This window comes from Parachryseolinea silvisoli (genome assembly GCF_021190955.1).
Classification (GTDB): Bacteria; Bacteroidota; Bacteroidia; order Cytophagales; family Cyclobacteriaceae; genus Ohtaekwangia; species Ohtaekwangia silvisoli.
Map to the genome: position 1 here is coordinate 623,740 of NZ_JAIOAO010000001.1, position 18,687 is coordinate 642,426.

The window sequence follows — 18,687 nt, forward strand, 5'->3', positions numbered from 1 at the left end:
TAAACCCAACATTAAGAGGCACGGTTATGACCGAGATATCGATAGTAATCCCCGTCTATAACGAGGAAGAGACGATTCCCGAACTGTATACACGTTTGTTGGGATTGCTCACGCTATTGCATGAAAAATTTGCCGTTCCGAACGACAACGTAGAATTTATCTTTGTCAACGACGGCTCGAAAGACAACACTTTACAATCCCTCATCTCCGTTACGCAACAGCATGCCTCTTTCAAAGTGATCAACCTCTCGCGCAACTTCGGTCACCAGATCGCGGTCACGGCCGGCATCGAAATGGCCGTGGGGAATGCGGTGGTCCTGATCGACGCCGACCTGCAGGATCCGCCGGAGTTTATCATCGACCTGTACGCAAAATATAAAGAAGGCTACGATGTCGTCTATGCCGTTCGCCAACGGCGCGAGGGTGAGAACTTCTTCAAACTGGCCACGGCCAAAATGTTCTACCGCCTCATGCAGCGCATCACGAACATGAACATTCCGCTGGACACCGGTGATTTCCGGATCATGGGCCGGAACGTAGTGGATGTGATCAATTCGATGAAAGAGAAACACCGGTTCATCCGCGGCATGGTGACGTGGGTCGGCTTTAAACAAACAGGCCTGCTGTATCATCGCAAAGAACGTTTTGCGGGACAATCCAAATATCCCCTCATCAAAATGATGCGGTTTGCCTGGGATGGCATCACGGCATTCTCGACGTCGCCGCTGCGCATGGTGTCCTACCTGGGGTTTACCATTGCCACCGTAGGATTTCTGTATTGTCTGTATGTCATCTACGCCAAGATCTTTACCAACGAGACGATCCAGGGCTGGGCATCGGTTATGATCGTTACGCTCATTATGTCGGGCATCAACCTCATCACGCTCGGGGTTATTGGTCAATACATCGGCCGCATCAGCGAAGAATCAAAAAACCGGCCCCTTTACATCATCGACAAAATCTATCAGAAAAATGTCAGCTGAATTCGATCAATACGCCAGGTCCTACCAGGAGCTTCACGCCTCCAACATCAAGGCCTCCGGCTATGATCCGTCCTATTTCGACCAGCAGAAAATACGCGAGCTACACCGGGTAGCCGGGAAAGAGTATTCCGGGAAGATCAACTTCCTGGATTTTGGGTGTGGCATTGGAAAAAGTGAGCCGCATATCCGGAAGTACTTTCCCGAGGCTGTGATCCATGGGGCTGATCCTTCCGAGGAATCGCTCAAGCAGGCGGCCGAAAAGAACAAGGGTGTGAATGTTACCTACCATCATTTTACGGAGACGGCGCAATTCAACCCGGGCATTTCGTTCGACATCATCTTTGTGGCGAATGTGTTTCACCATATTCCGGCAACGGAGCATGTGGCAACCCTGGCGAAGCTCAAATCATTGCTGTCCCCACGGGGGAAGCTTTTTGTATTCGAGCACAATCCCTGGAATCCACTCACGAGCCACGCGTTCAATACGTGCGAGTTTGACCAGGGATGTATCATGATCCCGGCGCCTGCCTTTCGGAAAAAGGCGCGGGCGGGCGGCTTTACGAAGATCAAAACGAATTTTATACTGTTCTTTCCAAAGGCCCTTCAGGCGTTTGTGCCCCTGGAAAAATTTTTGACTAAAGTGCCGATTGGCGCGCAATACTATGTTATCTGCTCCTGACCGCAGTGCGCGGCGTTTAAAGACACTGTTCATTGTATCCCTGGTGCTATACATTGGCATTCAGGTGTGGCTGGTGTCCTCCCCCATTCCTTTTCTTTCCGACTCGGCTAACTACGTTCGCTATGCGCGGCTGGCGCTGGAGGAGCATACGTACTATCCGAATCCGCAGAGCCTGTATAGCGCCTGGATTGTGGCACCGGTGTACATCAACTATACGGCTGTTATTCTGGAAGTCTTTGAGGACACGTACGCTATACTTTGGTTTAACATCGTGCTGAATCTGACCCAGCTTGCGCTGGTAGTGTTCATTGTGCGGCGGTGGTACGGCGACGTCGCCGGTTACGTCGCGGCGTTCCTGTATATGCTGTATTTGAACAACCTCGGCATCGTTATGCAGAACGTTACGGAGCTGATGTTTGGGGTCTTTATGCTTGCGTCGATCTATTACTACACAGGCGAAAAGAAAACTTCGAATGCTATTCTCTGCGGGCTATTGACGGGCCTGGCGCTGGGGGTCCGGCCAACGGCCATGGCACTGGTCCTGGTCTACATCCTGATCTACCTGTATGACGTGTATACCCGCCAGTATGAGCACAAGCAGATCGTGCTCATACTGGCCGGAGTGGCTTGTTATTGCCTCGCGATGGGAATGCTGAGTAAGCGCAACATCGGTCAATTCGAATATACCTCCACGACGGGTCCGTCCAATCTTATCATGTCGGCGATACCGGAAGCCAACGGCGTGTTCTACGGGCAGTTCTTTAAAACCGACAGCACCTACCGGGCCATCAAGACCTACCCCGAGCGGGATGCGTATCTTATGAAGCGGTCGAAGCAATACATTGCCGAGCATCCCCTGGAATGGGTTGGCCTGATGCCGCGGAAGATTTACGCGACGTTTGTGTTTGATGGTTGGGCGGTGGAATACCTGCTTGGTTCGTCTGACTGGAATTTGAATACCTACCTGAAGGGCGGCGCAACGGTGAAGCAGGAGTTTCAGCAGCTGCCGGTGCTCACGCAGGTCAAGTTCTGGGTGTTTAACATCTGGCAGCAGGCGCTGTATGCAGTTATCATGGTGATCTTCCTCTATCAATTGTATCGGCTTATCCGGACGAAGGGGCGCCGGGAGGAGTATCTGATTAATCTGTTTATTCTGATCGGCGTAGGGCTGTCGATTGTCTCCTCGGTGGGGAATCCGCGTTACAAGTACAACTTTCTGATTGCGGCTATTCTGGTCATTAGTCCGGTAGTGGCGCGTTGGACCCTCCGTGTCCAGCGGCGCTGTTAAAAACTTGTTAACACTAAACATACAAAACAAGACGCCGTATAAGCACTAAACCAAGTCCCTATGTACCGTCTTACCCTGCTATTCTTCCTTGGAAGTTTATCATCCCTGGCACAAGATGCCCCCATCATGTTAGCACCTGACGTCATTTCAAACGGCGGTGTCTTTGGGTTCACCTTGTCACCCGATGGCACGGAAGCGTTCTGGGTCCAGTCGAAAGGGAAGCGCGACACGTTGATCATTCTGCACGCGCGCTTCGTTAAGGGGCAGTGGCAGACGCCGCACCCGGCGCCATTTTCAGGCAATGGTGCATGGAAAGACATCGACCCGGTCTTCTCGCCGGACGGCGACATGATCTTGTTTCAATCCACCCGCCCGGTAGAAAGCAAGCCAGGCCGGACAGGCTTTGATATTTGGGCCGTCAAAAAAACCAAAGATACGTGGGGAGCTCCTTATCACCTTGGCAACACCATCAATTCCGACGCCTCGGAGTCATACGCTTCCATCACCACCCGCGGGCATATATATTTCATGAAAGAGAATGAAAACGGCACGGGGCGTTCGGATATTTATGTCTCCAGACTGGTAAACGGCGAGTACCAGGTTCCCGAAAATATTGGACTGCCTGTCAATACAGACGAACGTGAATCCAACCCCTATATCCTGCCCGATGAAAGCTCGCTGCTCTATTTTTCGTCCGATCCCACAGGCGCCGGCGATGTCGACCTGTATATCACCTTTAGAAAGAATGGAAAATGGACGGAACCTCAAAACCTGGGCGGACCGGTCAACACGCCCCTCGCGGAATTTTGCCCATTCTTCCACCTGAAACAAAAACGGCTATATTTCGCACGTCAGAAAAAAGAGGGCACCCGAATGATCGAGGATATCTACTATTACCCATTCGATGTCGAGGCATTCAGGAAATGAAAATTCTGGATGATCACCCACTGCAGGATTGACAGACTGATGGGCAAGGCTTTTCGTGAAGGCCCTTTTGTAGACGGTACATCTCACTTTTCAGGCAATGGCAAGTGGTCAACCATAATTGAAGGAATCCGGGCGTTGCGTCCACCGGGCATCTCGGGCACATGTTTTTAATGCTTCGTTCTACGCATGTGCTCTGACGTACCAGCGAACGACTAACGAATCGTCACGGCGCTATCGAAAAACCCTCTACTAAATGCAACGAATGCCCAGTCAGCCTCGCCGAGGTGTTGTTTATCGATGTTTGTCGACGCTGACAGCGCTGCTTTTGCTTCTCCCCTGGCTTCCGTCGGCCGCGCAAAAACATAACCCCAGCTTCCTGAGGCGATATGTCAACCATTTACTTTACGACACTACAGACATCTCCAGACCGCAATTACTCGTCTACCCTACCGTGGCCTACGCACCCGAGACAAGCTGGGAGTTTGGAGCCAGCAGCGTCTTTGTGTTCTATGCGAACCGCGATACTGCAAACCGCCTGAGTGAAGTAAGCGCGTTTACCTTCCTGACCCTGGAGCGGCAATATGGCATTTGGATCGATCATGCGTTGTATTCGCAGAACAACCGGTGGTTTTCTTTGGGGCGGGTGCGGTTTCAGAGCTTTCCACTTCTCTATCATGGTATAGGTCCAGAGTCCCCTGAAGAACATCTGGCGCAGGTAAACGCTACGTTGCTCCAAATCAAAGAGAGGGTCTTACGCAAGGTCCACGGCAGCATTTACACGGGCCTTGAGCTCGATTACCAGCATTTGAGCTCCGTCGAGTTCATACCTCGCGAGCACGAGGTCGCGGAATACCCGCTTGGGAGTGAAGGCTCCCAGAACCTGGGTGTTGGGGCCGGCATTTTGTTTGACAACCGGCATAACATACTCAATGTACGCAAGGGATTCTTCTCAGAGCTCGCCTTTCTAAACTACCACCACGCCTGGGGCAGTGACCATTCATTTACCTCCATCCTATCCGATACGCGCCTATACCGTGCCATCAATGCACGTGACGTGCTGGCCATGCAGCTGATCGGACAATTTAACATCGGCGGCGCGCCCTTCCATCAACTGGCCATGCTGGGCGGTGAAAGTATTATGCGCGGCTACTATTTAGGGCGTTACCGTGATAATAACCAAGTCGCTTTTCAAACTGAATACAGGTTTCTACCCTTGCCGCTCGGTTTTACAAAACGATTGGGCGCCGCTGTGTTCGCCGGTGCAGGATCCGTGTTCAATGATTTCCGTCAGCTGAAGGCCAGCAATCTGGTTTGGTCGGGCGGCGCCGGAGTACGGTTTTTGCTATTCCCTAAAAAGGATATTTATACCCGCTTAGACCTCGCCTTTACACGTGAAGGTACCGGAGTTTATATATTTATTGGAGAGGCATTTTAATGTCCGTGCGATCGTACGTGCAGGTATCACTCCGCTTTCAACGTGCTACCGCGACTCACGCGGACCACTTTAACCACATGCCAGCGATTTATTTCCACGCCTGACTGATGACAGCGCTTATTGGAGCAACCATGGGAGCAGCTCCGAATTTTTCGGCAAGCGCTTTCTCCACCTTCGTTCTTATTTCGTCTATCCAGGCGGGATTACGCTTTTTGATCTCCTCATACATTCCCCCCGCGACAAGACTGTATGCCGCTTCCTGCGCGGTTGGACTGACGGCAAAAAGTCCTACTTTTTCAATTGCTATTTTTGCAAACCCAGCCCCTTCTAATAAGGGTGTGATGACCGCTTCATCACTCATCGAGGTCGCCAGATTATAGGACTCCGGCAACGGCTCTTCCAAATAATTCTTTGCTATCGATTTGGCGGTATAGGAGGCAGCGTTACGCTCCAACGTATCCCAGGTTGTAAATAAAAATAAGCCACCCGGTTTTAGAACCCGGTATACCTCCGCAAATGCTTTCGGCTTATCCGGAACAAACATGTATCCAAAGCAACACACAACCAGCCCGATACTATTGTCACGAAAAGGAAGTTGCTGGGCATCTATCGTTTGCCAGTCAATATCCAGGTGATTTAATTTCTTTTGGGCCACGGCCAACATCTCCTTGCTGATATCGGAAGCGATTAGTTTTGCCGAGGGTGAAATACGTTCCCGAATATGGCGGGTAACACGGCCTGTTCCGGCAGCAATTTCCAGGACAATAGCATCCGGGGCGGGGTTAATTCGTTTTACAACTTCTATGGCATAGGGCTCAAAGTATAAGGGGCCGAAAAATTGATCATAATGCGCGGCGGCTTCTTCTGATGTATCATTCATAAATTCTCCCTTACGTCAGTCAATGAAAATTAACGATAATAATGCACGGTAAAAAATGGCAAGCTTCCATCATTGATTTTGTACTTCGATACAGTAACTTTCATAACAAACGTAAAGTCGATTCAGATGGCCTATAGTACAAAACTCGCCGATCGCATCAGAACCTACCTCGCCGGTATTCCGAAGATTAAAATTGAGGAAAAGGAAATGTTCAGGGGCCTTGCGTTTTTAGTGAATGGAAAAATGTGCGTAAATGTGAGTGGCGAAGAGCTGATGTGTCGCTACGATCCTGTTCACGATGAGGAAGTGGCCGAAAGAACGGGCTTTCAGCCCATGATTATGAAAGGAAAACAGCTCCGCGGATATTGTTATGTTAGCGAAGATGGGTACAAGTCGAAAGCAAACTTTGAATACTGGCTAACGCTGTGCCTTGAATTTAACAAGAAAGCCAAAGCATCAAAAAAGCCGTCCAAATCGACCCGGTAAGACGAGAACTGAGGTTGACGTACATTTTAGCGCTTCGCCAAATTTACCTGTTACCTGCGATATGACCCAAAAGGGTAATTGCGCTATTATCCCGTTTCTCCGAAAATTGCACAACCTTTTCTGTGCTATTGATAAAGATAACCTCATGAAAAAATTGACCCTATGTAGCCTCTGCCTAGCCGTTGTGCTGGCAGCCTGCAGCAGTGATGATGATGCCAACGCGCCTCAGGGCGCTAAAGAATTCCCGCAGGATACCGAATGGGTAGGCGTATTGGACCGCAACGGCTACCAATATCCACCTCCGGCATACCTCCGGTTTAAAGAAAATGATAAGTTGGTGGTCTATGCACCGCATTTCTTTGTAGAAGACGGAAATGTGATCAGACCCGATAGCGTCAATGGACGCCTTACGAGTATCACTGAAGTCGACGACGCCACGATTGATGTGAGGGCCAACATCGAACATTACGGTGAGGTGACGATGACCATCAAGGACAAACGAACACTGACGGCGATATCCACCAACGCAAACAAGCCCGTACCTTTTACGTTGGAGTTATACGACACGCCGCTTGCTTCGTTGTCAGGCTCCGTCTGGAGCGGTCCCGTTATGACGGGTCTGGGTCCAACCGCCGGCATGGTTGCGTATCCTGATCTAAGTACCATCGTGTTTGATCAGTTCGATACATATTATGGTCGGGGTGGTCGTCTATTTGAAATGACGCCGCAAACACCCGGAAACCTGGCAAAATCAGCTTACCAGAAAAAGCGTGCGATGGTTATTATGCGGGGCTTCGACGAAACGAACGCACTCTTAATCGACTACTTCGGCGTCCTGCTCCCCGGCAATGATAAGATGATGGTTTACTCAGGGGTTAGCGGCGCGCGTCTGCCGTATTACACGCAGACAATTCCGTGGAATGGTCCCATCGGTCAGACACCGATTATCGAGAAACAATGAGTCCTCAAGGCTTGCGTCTGCGACCAATCTCCTGCGCGACGCGCGCAAATGATGGGCATGCACTATGGTGAAATAGAAAAAAAACTTATTTTTGAGCCCCTTTCGAGGTTGAGAACAACCAGGAAGTAAGGGCCCCTAGCTCAGCTGGTTAGAGCATCTGACTCATAATCAGAGGGTCGCCGGATCGTGCCCGGCGGGGCCCACACTGAAAATCAGGCAGTTACATATAAATGTGGCTGCCTTTTTTTCGTTTTAATAGGTTCTGTTAAGAAAAGGTGTTAAGAAAGTCGAAAAAATCGCTTACAAATTGTCGCTGTAAAGAGGAACGCCATCCACCTTTTCTACTCTGTCCTTTTCTGAATGGTGAGTGTTTACTTGAATTGTCATGTGTTCGCTATTAATCTTATATTTTTTATCTGACGCGGAAGGGGAATTCTTCGTCGCACAACGTTAGACATTCTAATCTCTCTTTTGTTTTTATCAAATTCTGTAGTCCAAGTCTCGGTCGATGGTATTTTTCCCAGAATGCGTAGTTTTTTATCTCAATCTGCTTTTAATGTCTTGTCCCGACTGCGCTCCCAGGATTATAAATTCTCTTTTCTTATTATCTCGCGTCTTAACATAAACCTTGCCGTCATGTGGATAATGTCCCATCCCCCACTTTTTATTTTTGTCATACGTGATCTCAACAATGTCCGACTTGTTAATTCTGAAATTGGAGTCGTTAGCTTTTAGAAAGTCATGAGATTTCAAATCTATGCCCTTAATTCTCTCAATGTATTTCGCGCTGATGTAGGAATAGGGATTTTGAAGATCCCCGTCAACTGTCAACGGCAACAAATTTGCCAAGGCGTCACTGCTTTCAGCACCTATTAGTCCGTGTACTTTAATTCCAATCAATTGGTCGTCCGTTATCAAGACCAAAAAAGTCCTGTTTAAAATCAACCAGTAGTACTCCATTGCCACAAAATGATTATCGGAAGTGAATTCAAATTCGCTTATTCTCATTGTCCCTTTTTGGTTTCCTTAATATGTGGAGTATCGGTTAGTTCTCTATTTCTTTTCATTCTTGTTCGAGTTCGCACTGTCGTCCTTAAAAAAATTGCTATAAAGTTCGCATAAAGCGTGCCGGCAATCCAAATTAATAATTAATCATTAACTCTTCCGGCATGATTTATAATGCATTGTTAGTAGCTGCCGTCCCATCTTTCTTTTAGTATGTCAATTGGTGTCTCAAAGGTCCCAATTCTTTTCAAATAATCTTTCTCTTGTTCTGTTAGGTCATTGGTGCCAAGTGCGATATCTTCCCAAACTTTTCCGCTTTGCCTTTTAAGTGCAAATTCAATTGTTTCGATCTTAGATTTTTTATTTAGTCCCACCATTGTTAAATCAATGAATTGGCCTTCTATAATTTCTCCTTTAGTTATTTGTCCCAAGAGAAAGAATTCTCTGTTCGTTAATTGAAAAGCACTCTTAATTTTAAATTGAGCCGCTGTCAACTCGTGCCAAGCATGCCCACAATGTCGGCATTGTCTTGCATACGGAGTCCTTGCAAGCCTTTTACATTTCGGACAATTATTGAAGAAAACTTTGTCTGCACTCACCGTAATTATTCGAAGTGCAGTTTTTAATTCAAAGTCATCATAACCATCCTTCAGAAAATTTTGTATTTCAGGCTGTTCACTAATCCAACCCTTCTCAACCATCAATTTTCTCATTTTTGGGTTGTCCTCCGTTTTGTAAGTATACATGTGATACTTCAGTGCTAGCTTTTCATCGTCAGTCATTAAGTTGCTGAAATAATTTATAATATAGTTGGCTGTTTCTTTGTCCATAGTACATGAATACTTAGAAGCGTCCCGCGGGTGGTTAAGGTAGTCTTTTCGGCATAAAAGAGTGGCTTCTCACATCCGCGGTGGGCTAAATTCACCCTTTTTTGGCGTAAGATTTTCGCGTCAATTCCAATTTTGTCGTAGGCTTTAGCCATCCTGTCATACACCTGACCAGATGAACAGTAATCTTAAAGGTTCCCAAGGTCAGCTCCCGGCACCGTTCGGTTGACATGTGACCTAAGGGCGGAGGTGATGCGCATCTTGGCGGCAGTCTATTTTTCCAAATATCCGGATAAACTTCTTGATCCATCTTTGATTAATTCCGATTCAATTCCATAAAGAACCATATTGACTCCGAGAGGACCATTCGATCCAAAGAATTGTTTCTTTGTCTCCTCTGAATATGTTTCTCTTACATTCTTAAGCCTTGATTTTAATGTATCAGCAGGTGCAATGTCCACGGCCAACGAATATGATTTCCTCACCTGATTAAACAGGCTGTCACCAAGCCCATTATTTATAAACATATTCTTTACTAATTCCACATTCCTTATGTCCATGTCATCAAGTTTATTCATCTCGCCTCTTAAGCTATCAATATACGTTGATGTCTTGACTAAACTCAAATAGACGGCAGTAGCCTTCATTGATAAAACACTGTCGCTTGACTCTTGTAACATTTGGTTGTATGATTTCGCTAAGTCTGACTTAGCTAGTGAAATATCATACTCCATTTTTGATTTAACGTCTTTTACTCCGTTGTCTATTCTTTCCTTTACCTCTTTCCTAAAGTCGCAGCCAAATAAAGATATCAAAATCGTCAGTATGATAAGTGTTTGTCGTGGCATGGTCCGTCTTTGTTTGTATTTCTTATTCGAAATTATCGGCAGACACAACTCTTTGTCTACTCCGCAAATTTCTCTCGTAACCAAAGACCGAAGTCATTAATTTCCTTTGTCCAAGAGTCTGCCAAGTATTGAAATGATTTGGATTGTCATCACGGCTCCATAAATAATTGAGATTCTCCTTATTCCCTTTTTTACTTTCAATTCTTGCGCTGTCCCTGTCGCCAGTTTATTGATGTATCGAGTCAAAAAATAGAAGGCAATTATCCCAATAATTGAAACAATCAGTAATTGTGCATCAGTCATCAGTCAAAATATTTCGTGCAAAAAAAACTCAAATTTTGCTCCAAGTTGTAAGCGGAAATTGTCTTTGTGGCCTGCTGGCAACAAATTTACACTGAGCCCCGCCATTGATCATGCACGTTGTTGTGCGCCGTGCCTTTCACTCCTCTACTTTTACAAATGTATACCTGTCGCCAAATCCTTTCCCCTTTAAGAATTTCTTCATCTCTTTTTTTGTCGGTCGGAAACAAAAGACGGTATCAGACTTTGTCTCAGTCACGGCCCTTAAATTATTCATGTCGTCTTCCGTTGAAATTGTCCCAAGTATCAACCCATTATCAATCTTTGTCAAGTTTGTCACGCGCCAACTATTTGCAGAAAACTCTTTATTCAAAAAATAGCGCCCCGTTCGTGTATGCACAGTTTAAATTTATATTTAACTGTTAATCGAATTTATTGAGCATACACATTGTTGTAAGACATCACAATTCAGTAGTCGAAATCCTGGGCATTTTTATCCCAGTCAACTTCTCTTACTCTCTTTTCTATTATGTCTTTAATGCTTCTTTCTCCAGGGGTCTCATCAAACCAAATAATTACTAACTCTGACCCCATAAAAACACTATTAATTGGATCATTTGAATTTAACCAAACTTTGTAAATAGATGGAGGTAAGAAATTTTCTAAATCTCTGTCCAATGGTTGAATCACTAATACCTTTCTCGATCCCCACTCACTTGGGCACTTTTGTCGTTCTAAAATTCTCTTATTGACATTTCGATTAGGACGTCCTTCTAGTAATCCACCATAGGTTCTGCCATAGACAAATCCGTCTACGGTTACTCGTCTACCTGATTCTAATTCTATATCAATCATATCTTCTCGTAGTGTTACAAACACTCGAATATACGCACTAGCCTATATTTTTATTTATAATGAATAAAGCACTGAAACTGCCCTTTTTAAGGAATTTTAGGTATTTTGGAGGATATTTATTTTCGCACTTTTATGATTGTACACTGCGTTCCCAATGCACGGTTCGGCAGCTGAACTGACGCTTCACGTGTGGGTGAGAGGTCCTAACTCGGCTCGTCATCCAATTCTCGTAGTTTCTTGTAGTCAGCCGAATAAAAGTAGACATTGTTCCGCTTCGCTAGTCGTCCTTTGTCCGCGAGTTTTTCAATCACTTTCGAAATCTGTTCCTGGCAAAAATCAACATCATCAAAACCTGACAGTCTTAAGCTCTGAAGATAGCATGCTGCAAACCAGGGGTCAATTCCAAATATTGTATTCTCTACATCGCCTCTAAAGTCAAAATCAATTATTCTGTCTTTCCATTTTACCCAACATCCCATACCGTGAAAGTTATACTCTAAGTCGTGCTCGTCAATTGTCCCTGTCTTATACAACGCCTCTTGCCAACTCTGCTCGGAGTTTCTCCTAAATCCCTCAGTTTTCATTATTTCTACTACCGAAATGATGTCTTTTAAGTAGTCTTTCAATATTTCTTCGATGTCCATAAATACCTATGTCTCAATAACAGCATTGTGAATAACACTCGAATATACGCAATGCCGTATTTTTAATTTATTATTAAGTGCTGAAACTGCTCTTTCCGTAGGAATTTTAGGCATTTAGGAGGATATTTATTTCCTGATTGTTTTGTTGTTCTTATTATACCTCTGCTTCGTCCAAATCTGTACAAGTCCGTTTTTTGCATTTTGTCCAAATAAGCTTGTGGGCACCGGAAAGAACCCATTAACCGAAACGCCATAAATTTCTTTGGGGTCAATCCTGTCCAACGTTGCTTTTGCAATTGCCGCGGACACTGCTTGTCCGTCTATCAGAAGAACAGGGTCTCTAGAGTCTGTCAAAATATGTTGACTGTAGGAAGTGTATTTGTCAACGTACAAGTTCCTCGCATCCTTCATCCAAGCTTCTACATCCTTTGAATCCATTTTTTTAACTGTCATTACGTAGATAGAACCCCGGCCTGGCACGTAGTTATCGATCATTATTTTTGAATACCAGATGCTCTTAATTCTACCTGGCGGAATGGTCTGCAGATAAGCGTTTATTTTTGCTGTGTCCGTATAATACTCGCCATCGATATAGTATGCCCTTACAGAATCCACAGGAATATTCTCGTCACACAATTTTAACCATCTGTCAATAAATGCTTTGTCCGTCCCTTGTCCAAAGGATGCAGAGAAGTAGAGAAGAAATAATATGGTGAAATTTTGTCTCATGAGCTTGCCTAATGTTTGTGAATAAGACGTGGTGTTGGCAAAATCAAAAATTTATTCCCTCCGCTCCAGCACCATGGGATACTCACAGTGTCGTTGTTAGCGCCTATTCGCAGCTATTTTATTTATTCTTGGTTGAATGTTCCACATTCCGATTGGAGTCAAAATCATCAGAGCCAATTCAGGTAAATATTCATGGATTTTAAGATTTCTTTGTAGTTCTGCGGTCTTTAAAGTCCGGGCCGCAAAGGAAAGCCCATAGATTATACACAGGATGCTTAAGATTGTTAGTCCCATGTGAATTTTTAGTTCCAATTCGGGATTAACGCTCGCCACTTTCCGAACAAAGAAATTGAAATACATGAAGCAAAGTATGTAAAAGATATAGATTGTTGGAATCCAAAAACAGATTTTAAACAATTTGATTTTTGGCCGTTCCCCTTGAGCCATGGTTGGAATCAAGAATGTCACCAGTGACCAAACCCAGATAAAGGAGTTTACAAGAGCAACTGGAAAGACAATAATCCATAACAGCAAGGTGTACCCAACGGAAATAGGTCTAATAAAAAGCAAAATAAAAAAAGTCGTAAGCGGTCCCCAGGAAATCAGGAATAATTGCCAGTGTCTTAGTCGAAGAATTCGTTTCATTCAGTCTCATTATTTACAAAACCTCGCTTAGTGCCTGGTCACACCGAAACGCACTTTTATTTTGTCTTTCGTGTTAAAAATAAATATATCCCTGTCGTTAAAGTCCAGGTTGTAATGATGTCAATAATTAAACTTTTTCCTTCCCAGCCTGAATTTAATATTGGGTAGTCAACCATGAACTGTGAATAATAAGCCAACGGGAATCCAACGTCTAAGTGATCGTTTGTCTGTCTGTGAAGTGGCGAGTTGATTTGAAACAAAACTGTTAGAAATGAAGTCGAGAAAAAAATGAGAATTGAAAGGATTGTCCCGATGGTCAGTTTTCTAATCATTTATTTATTCTTGTTGGCTAGGAATCTGTTTGCCCACGCATTGCTGACAACACTCGAATATACGGTATCAAGTTGCTGATTATTTACACTCTCACACAGTTCATCTTACAGTCTCTGTCTTTCAGGTATAGAGGCATTTACTCCACTCTTTTTTCAAGTATGTAACGTTGTGGGTGTACGATTAGTAAATTGTCCCGCGATACCGAACGTCGCATGAAAGACAAAACTAAAACCTTAATCCGTGCCCCACAATGGCACATACATTTTGTTCTAGGTAGCTTTTATTTTCTCCTAAACTTAATAATCGACTCAGTTTTGTTCGTTCCATCAACCAAGTCGATTTCCTGGATCTCGACTAGTTCAGTGCCCGAGTATACAAATTGAAAAGTTTTGTTGGATAATGAGTCTCTTATCTGTGAGATCCTATGAAGGTCATCGTAGTCAAAGTCAACTTTATTCGTTTCATTTTCAGTCTGTAAAATCAACTTAATAGTTTTGTTATTTACAGGATCAATTATGCTTTCTTGTCTCAGAACACAATTACCGAAGAAGTTAAAATGCTCGTTGTTTAAACTATCCTCACTACAAGTTGAAATTCTCTTAATCTTCAATAGTCCGTCTATCCAGACTGAATCTAGTGATGACCAATGTTTAGTCCCATAGGGTTCATATTTTGGATCAGTATATTTTGCTAAAAAGTAATAGTTAGAATAAAGAAAAACGTCACCCGGATTGTCATTATCGGACATTTCCATTGTCACCGGTATGTAGTTGGTAACCTGTTTCTTTCCATTACAACTGATCAAGATGACCAGAAGTCCGACTATTAAATAAGGGTATCTATTGTTCATACAAATTACTACCACACTTTTTTTTTGTAGGGCGTATTAATCTTCACTTAATCTTTTTTTAGATGAATACCCGCCAAGAAAAATAGCAGCGAATGTCATCATAACAAGCAGTTTCGGGTCGTCGTTTAGCGCATCCTTCATAACTCCTGCAAAGGCAATGATTGCAAAAACCATCATCATCCAGGAAGAAAAAATTAGAAACTTTCGCGCTAATGCTTTTATCCTAGGATTATCTCTTCCAACATGCTGGTACATAAAGAATGGAACTCGGCTCACGGATTGAAAGGCAAGATGAAATTGAAAATTTATTAGTACTCCAATCCAAATTCTTTTCCCAATGGCACCTTCGATTAAGATTGTTGATCCAACAATACTAAGAATCAATGTCAACACTGACAACCATTTGTAGTATTTCTGAATTGTTTCAACTGTCATGAGTTTAGCGCTGCTCGCGTTCCGGGTTATTACTTCAACAACTCGACCTCTCCCTCCGTAACTTCCGTGATGACCGCGGCCAGATCTACATCCTTCCCGTATTCCGTATACGTCGGGTATGTATAATCGCCGATCTCCGTGAGGTACTTCACCTTCTCCGGGAACGGACCGCTGAACGCTATACTCCAGGTCTCGTCGCCCGCGTACTGATATTGATAGACGTAGAGGTTTTGCTTCTGACCCTGGTACCGCACCGATCGTACACCCACCAGCTTTAACTGTTCCGGTATACCATCGTCAGATGCCATGCTTTGGTGCAGGGCGCCCTCCGCAAACTTCTCCTGCGACAGATATTTTGCCGGATAGAGCTTCTCCTTACCGTACGTTTTGAGCAGCGTGGACAGGCCAATGCGGTAGTATGGATCGGACACTATGCTTTCGAGGTCGGACGGCGCCAGCGTCAGGTTGTTTTTCAGGTAAAACTCGGTTGTTACCATGCGGGTATCCACCAACAAAGGATGCCTGTGAAGCGCCTGAAATATCCCCTTCACCACATCGCTGGGCTCGGCCAGCAGCAGCAGTTGCGCCAGGGACTCATACGTATACTCATGGATATCCGCTTCCTTGTCGGTTGCGGCCGGCAACGCAGCTACCCGCTGCTGACCTTTGGCGACCGCCAGTGCCAGCACTTCTTTTTTTACCGGCGGCGTCAGCGCATTGCTGTCCAGGGCCTGGCGTGCCATCCAGAAAATGCGTCCCTGTCCTTCCAGCTTATCCGACAAACGGATCACGCCTGGCAATACGACGTTCAGCAACGCCAGTGAATCGGTATAAGGCTGCATAATCCTATACGACCATAATTCCGGTTTGCCCTGCTCCTGTTCGAGCAGCTCCAGAAAGGCCTGTGATGATGCCTGCGTCTTCATCGATGTGAGCACGGTCAGGGCGTGGCTCTTCCAGGACATGCTGTCGATGAGCGTGGGATATAGCTTTTTGATGAAATCGACGGTGCTGTTGTCGTGCACCCGGTCGAGCGTTCTCAGCAAAACCGTTCGCACGTCATAATCGTCGGTTGCGAAGCTCGCCCGGGTGATCGCCGCATAGATCGCGGGCAACGCAGCGGGCGTAAATTCATATGTGCCCAGTGCCGGTATGGCTTCGTCCAGCACCACCGTGTCCGTTGACATCGCCGCCTGCAGCAGCACGTCGGTCTTGTCTGTAAACAAATCCCACGTGTCGGTTGCCGCGGGAAACCGGAGGGAATTAAAGAAGGCGTCGACCGCGGCGGCGCCGGCATCCTGCGCGTTCTGCACCAGAAGTTCGTACATATACTGCCCGGAGACAACCACCCGTTCACGTGCGATGCCATTCGCGTTGGGATTGATGACCTCCAGTTGCTGCTCCAAGGTCTTTCCTTCCCGTTTCCGGTTCGTTACCCGAACGCTGTCGTCCACATAACGTTCATTCAACGTCTTGAAAAGGTCGTCCGCATCCTTCGCCACCTCGTATGGAGAAAATTTCTTCACCCGCAGCGTGTATTGCGCACCCGACTGTGCATCCAGCGCAAAGTATTCTCCATACTCTTCCGTGTACCGGAGATTATTCCTCGCCGCGAATCCGATCGAGTCCGTTGTAAACGACGCCGGAAGCTTTACCTTCACCCGGTGCAGGGGGAATTCAAACTCCTGCATCACCGCCTTTTCCGTAGGCAAGAGCCGGAACGAATCCAGGAAGGTATCGATACCCGACACCGCCGCGTTTTTAGACGAGATTGCCATGAGCATGTACGAACGGCCGCCGCGCAGCAGAATCCGCCCAATCACCAGGTTCGTTTCCGCCACGTCGAAGGTGAACGCGACACCCTTTTTGCCTTCGATCGTGCGATCAAAACGCTGGAGGTTTCGCCCCTTCATATTGTCCATGACGTTGGTGATCAGACTGGCATTGTATACGCTGTCGTTAAGCGACCGAAGGCCAGCCGGAAAATCGTTGTAGCGGATCAGATACGTTTCACCAAGCTCCATATCCGTGGCGTGGTAAAGATGAATCTTATACCGGCCGCCGGTAGGCCCCGCCATCTCTGGCTCCAGCAGTTGTGTTTTGATATCGCCCGGCATGTGAACTGAAAATGCTCCCGCGGCATTCGAGAAATCCTTCCATACCGTTTTACCAAACTCTTGCAATCGGAAAGAACGCAGAAACTTCCCGGCCTCGTCGGAATAGGCAATCGCTTTGGTGGGCCCTACCTGAAGCAGGTACAACACATCGCCCCGTAACAAAATCTGCGCACGATGAAACTGACCGCCCTGTCGCATGACGATTTCGCGCCCCTCCAGGCCCTGCACATCGATGCGCGATACTTTTTCAAACTTATATTTCCCGCCGCGCTTCATGCGCTCCACAAATTGGTCCAGCGCATATTTGGGAGTTCTGCCTTTAAACTGACCGTGGAGCGGTATGTACGTCGTCTGAAATACGGTGGACGTGCCGATATCCACGTAGGTCTGAAATGTAAGTCCGACGGAATCTATCGCAAACGCAATGGGCTTTGCGGGCATGCTGATTGTATAAGCCCCGATCGGTGACGTGTATTCGTACCAGGGTTCTTCCTGCGTGGTATACGTATATTTCTTTGCCAGCCCTGTAAACGTGGCCTTCACGGGTTGCACCGTGTACCCCTCCTGTTGCAGCAAATAGATCAGGCCCTCTTCGCCGGCCAGATGCCCCGCGCCCACGGCAAAAAAAGTGGTTTGCTTCCGAACCTGCCGGACAATGTTCGCCGTCATGCCGATGTTGCGTCGGGTGATGAGCCTGTCATAGTATCCCGGCTCCATCGCCGTATTCTCTTTCAGGTAACGCGACATGGCTTCAATGTCGCCGCCGTAATACAGGTCAAGCATCGAGGCAAAAGAACGGTCCTCGATAATCGAGTCGCTTTCCAGCTGCTCCATCAGCACGGCGGGGAGGTTCTCCGGCGCAAAGTCGTCCAGCAACGCCAATTGCTCCTGCGCATCTTCGATGCCAAGAATGGATTTTCCCTGGCGGCGGGCGATGTTATACAGATATCCGTCCACGAACGTGCCTTTTCCTTTTCCCTTCTTCGGGGCCTGCTTTTCCAGGAGCATGCGCACCAGGCTGGGAGTTTTGAGTCGGTCCAGTGAAAGGCCGGTCCGCTGCTGCATCAGGCTGTCGATTTCGCGGTACTCTTTCTCGCTGAGCAGCTCCTTAAGCCTGTTTTGCCCCTTCGACGACTGCCCCGCCAGGACGGGCAACAGCAACCGCATCAGCGAATCGGGGTGAACTTCCAGCGAGAAAGCTTTGCACTCAGAGATTTTTAACAGCACGGAATCGCTGAATTCGAAAGCCCGGTCGTCCTCTACGTGCATGGTACCAAACAGGTACGACGGCGCTGTCAGGCCGTTGCCTGAAATCTTCCAGAGGAGCTTATAGTGGGGGCGTTTTGCGTTATTTTGAGCGTAGAGCGAGGATACTGCCATTGTGCAGCAGGCAACGAGAACAAAGAAAAAGCGATTCATGGAAGAAAAATACGGTCCAACCCCCAAAAGTAACCTTTTCC

The 18,687-nt window shown here is 46.5% G+C and carries 16 protein-coding genes and 1 tRNA gene; 8 read left to right on the forward strand and 9 right to left on the reverse strand.

Going from position 1 to position 18,687, the window contains the following annotated elements:
* Positions 1 to 26: 26 nt before the first annotated feature.
* The 5 genes from K7P01_RS02610 to K7P01_RS02630 all read left to right on the forward strand — a co-directional run bounded on the left by K7P01_RS02610 (position 27) and on the right by K7P01_RS02630 (position 5,312).
* The gene (locus K7P01_RS02610; protein ID WP_267289526.1) at positions 27 to 983 is read left to right on the forward strand and encodes a glycosyltransferase family 2 protein; all 957 of its coding nucleotides are present in this window, start codon (positions 27 to 29) and stop codon (positions 981 to 983) included.
* On the forward strand, positions 973 to 1,662 hold the full coding sequence (locus K7P01_RS02615) for a class I SAM-dependent methyltransferase (protein WP_267289528.1): 690 nt from the start codon (positions 973 to 975) through the stop codon (positions 1,660 to 1,662). Before K7P01_RS02610 ends, K7P01_RS02615 begins: the two co-directional genes overlap by 11 nt.
* Positions 1,646 to 2,950: a glycosyltransferase family 39 protein gene (locus tag K7P01_RS02620; RefSeq protein ID WP_267289530.1), complete on the forward strand. Its 1,305-nt coding sequence runs from the start codon at positions 1,646 to 1,648 to the stop codon at positions 2,948 to 2,950. Before K7P01_RS02615 ends, K7P01_RS02620 begins: the two co-directional genes overlap by 17 nt.
* Positions 2,951 to 3,010: 60 nt before the next feature.
* Entirely contained in the window at positions 3,011 to 3,877 is an 867-nt protein-coding gene (locus tag K7P01_RS02625; RefSeq protein WP_267289532.1) for a TolB family protein, read from the forward strand.
* 253 nt (positions 3,878 to 4,130) lie between these two features.
* Entirely contained in the window at positions 4,131 to 5,312 is a 1,182-nt protein-coding gene (locus K7P01_RS02630; protein ID WP_267289534.1) for an outer membrane protein assembly factor, read from the forward strand.
* A gap of 88 nt (positions 5,313 to 5,400) precedes the next feature.
* Here K7P01_RS02630 and K7P01_RS02635 read toward each other — a convergent pair whose 3' ends face one another.
* Positions 5,401 to 6,192 carry a class I SAM-dependent methyltransferase gene (locus K7P01_RS02635; protein WP_267289536.1) on the reverse strand — a complete coding sequence of 264 codons (792 nt, stop codon included), beginning with the start codon at positions 6,190 to 6,192 and terminating at the stop codon, positions 5,401 to 5,403.
* Between the two features lie 126 nt (positions 6,193 to 6,318).
* Between K7P01_RS02635 and K7P01_RS02640 the strand changes: the two genes are divergently transcribed.
* From K7P01_RS02640 to K7P01_RS02650, 3 genes are all read left to right on the forward strand, one after another.
* The gene (locus K7P01_RS02640) at positions 6,319 to 6,678 is read left to right on the forward strand and encodes a TfoX/Sxy family protein (protein ID WP_267289538.1); all 360 of its coding nucleotides are present in this window, start codon (positions 6,319 to 6,321) and stop codon (positions 6,676 to 6,678) included.
* Positions 6,679 to 6,823: 145 nt separating this feature from the next.
* Positions 6,824 to 7,639 carry a hypothetical protein gene (locus tag K7P01_RS02645; RefSeq protein ID WP_267289540.1) on the forward strand — a complete coding sequence of 272 codons (816 nt, stop codon included), beginning with the start codon at positions 6,824 to 6,826 and terminating at the stop codon, positions 7,637 to 7,639.
* A gap of 129 nt (positions 7,640 to 7,768) precedes the next feature.
* Positions 7,769 to 7,842, forward strand: a tRNA-Ile gene (locus tag K7P01_RS02650).
* Positions 7,843 to 8,176: 334 nt separating this feature from the next.
* Here K7P01_RS02650 and K7P01_RS02655 read toward each other — a convergent pair.
* The 8 genes from K7P01_RS02655 to K7P01_RS02690 all read right to left on the reverse strand — a co-directional run bounded on the left by K7P01_RS02655 (position 8,177) and on the right by K7P01_RS02690 (position 18,607).
* On the reverse strand, positions 8,177 to 8,647 hold the full coding sequence (locus K7P01_RS02655) for a hypothetical protein (protein ID WP_267289542.1): 471 nt from the start codon (positions 8,645 to 8,647) through the stop codon (positions 8,177 to 8,179).
* 179 nt (positions 8,648 to 8,826) lie between these two features.
* Positions 8,827 to 9,474 (reverse strand): hypothetical protein, encoded by a 648-nt coding sequence (locus tag K7P01_RS02660; RefSeq protein WP_267289544.1) that lies wholly within the window; start codon positions 9,472 to 9,474, stop codon positions 8,827 to 8,829.
* A 269-nt stretch (positions 9,475 to 9,743) separates the two neighbouring features.
* Positions 9,744 to 10,319, reverse strand: coding sequence for a hypothetical protein (locus tag K7P01_RS02665; protein WP_267289546.1), 576 nt, complete (start codon positions 10,317 to 10,319; stop codon positions 9,744 to 9,746).
* 768 nt (positions 10,320 to 11,087) lie between these two features.
* Positions 11,088 to 11,474, reverse strand: a complete 387-nt coding sequence (locus K7P01_RS02670; protein WP_267289548.1) for a hypothetical protein — start codon at positions 11,472 to 11,474, stop codon at positions 11,088 to 11,090.
* Between the two features lie 203 nt (positions 11,475 to 11,677).
* Positions 11,678 to 12,118: a DUF6896 domain-containing protein gene (locus K7P01_RS02675; RefSeq protein ID WP_267289550.1), complete on the reverse strand. Its 441-nt coding sequence runs from the start codon at positions 12,116 to 12,118 to the stop codon at positions 11,678 to 11,680.
* Between the two features lie 126 nt (positions 12,119 to 12,244).
* Positions 12,245 to 12,847: a hypothetical protein gene (locus K7P01_RS02680; protein ID WP_267289552.1), complete on the reverse strand. Its 603-nt coding sequence runs from the start codon at positions 12,845 to 12,847 to the stop codon at positions 12,245 to 12,247.
* A gap of 1,864 nt (positions 12,848 to 14,711) precedes the next feature.
* Positions 14,712 to 15,110 carry a hypothetical protein gene (locus K7P01_RS02685; RefSeq protein WP_267289554.1) on the reverse strand — a complete coding sequence of 133 codons (399 nt, stop codon included), beginning with the start codon at positions 15,108 to 15,110 and terminating at the stop codon, positions 14,712 to 14,714.
* A gap of 29 nt (positions 15,111 to 15,139) precedes the next feature.
* On the reverse strand, positions 15,140 to 18,607 hold the full coding sequence (locus tag K7P01_RS02690) for a TraB/GumN family protein (protein ID WP_267289557.1): 3,468 nt from the start codon (positions 18,605 to 18,607) through the stop codon (positions 15,140 to 15,142).
* Between the last annotated feature and the right edge of the window lie 80 nt (positions 18,608 to 18,687).

Excerpts from the sequence above, each read along its gene's own strand:
- K7P01_RS02610 (WP_267289526.1), top strand. The coding sequence starts at position 27 with ATGACCGAGATATCGATAGTAATCCCCGTCTATAACGAGGAAGAGACG.
- K7P01_RS02615 (WP_267289528.1), top strand. The coding sequence starts at position 973 with ATGTCAGCTGAATTCGATCAATACGCCAGGTCCTACCAGGAGCTTCAC.
- K7P01_RS02620 (WP_267289530.1), top strand. The coding sequence starts at position 1,646 with ATGTTATCTGCTCCTGACCGCAGTGCGCGGCGTTTAAAGACACTGTTC.
- K7P01_RS02625 (WP_267289532.1), top strand. The coding sequence starts at position 3,011 with ATGTACCGTCTTACCCTGCTATTCTTCCTTGGAAGTTTATCATCCCTG.
- K7P01_RS02630 (WP_267289534.1), top strand. The coding sequence starts at position 4,131 with ATGCAACGAATGCCCAGTCAGCCTCGCCGAGGTGTTGTTTATCGATGT.
- K7P01_RS02635 (WP_267289536.1), bottom strand. The coding sequence starts at position 6,192 with ATGAATGATACATCAGAAGAAGCCGCCGCGCATTATGATCAATTTTTC.
- K7P01_RS02640 (WP_267289538.1), top strand. The coding sequence starts at position 6,319 with ATGGCCTATAGTACAAAACTCGCCGATCGCATCAGAACCTACCTCGCC.
- K7P01_RS02645 (WP_267289540.1), top strand. The coding sequence starts at position 6,824 with ATGAAAAAATTGACCCTATGTAGCCTCTGCCTAGCCGTTGTGCTGGCA.
- K7P01_RS02655 (WP_267289542.1), bottom strand. The coding sequence starts at position 8,647 with ATGAGAATAAGCGAATTTGAATTCACTTCCGATAATCATTTTGTGGCA.
- K7P01_RS02660 (WP_267289544.1), bottom strand. The coding sequence starts at position 9,474 with ATGGACAAAGAAACAGCCAACTATATTATAAATTATTTCAGCAACTTA.
- K7P01_RS02665 (WP_267289546.1), bottom strand. The coding sequence starts at position 10,319 with ATGCCACGACAAACACTTATCATACTGACGATTTTGATATCTTTATTT.
- K7P01_RS02670 (WP_267289548.1), bottom strand. The coding sequence starts at position 11,474 with ATGATTGATATAGAATTAGAATCAGGTAGACGAGTAACCGTAGACGGA.
- K7P01_RS02675 (WP_267289550.1), bottom strand. The coding sequence starts at position 12,118 with ATGGACATCGAAGAAATATTGAAAGACTACTTAAAAGACATCATTTCG.
- K7P01_RS02680 (WP_267289552.1), bottom strand. The coding sequence starts at position 12,847 with ATGAGACAAAATTTCACCATATTATTTCTTCTCTACTTCTCTGCATCC.
- K7P01_RS02685 (WP_267289554.1), bottom strand. The coding sequence starts at position 15,110 with ATGACAGTTGAAACAATTCAGAAATACTACAAATGGTTGTCAGTGTTG.
- K7P01_RS02690 (WP_267289557.1), bottom strand. The coding sequence starts at position 18,607 with ATGGCAGTATCCTCGCTCTACGCTCAAAATAACGCAAAACGCCCCCAC.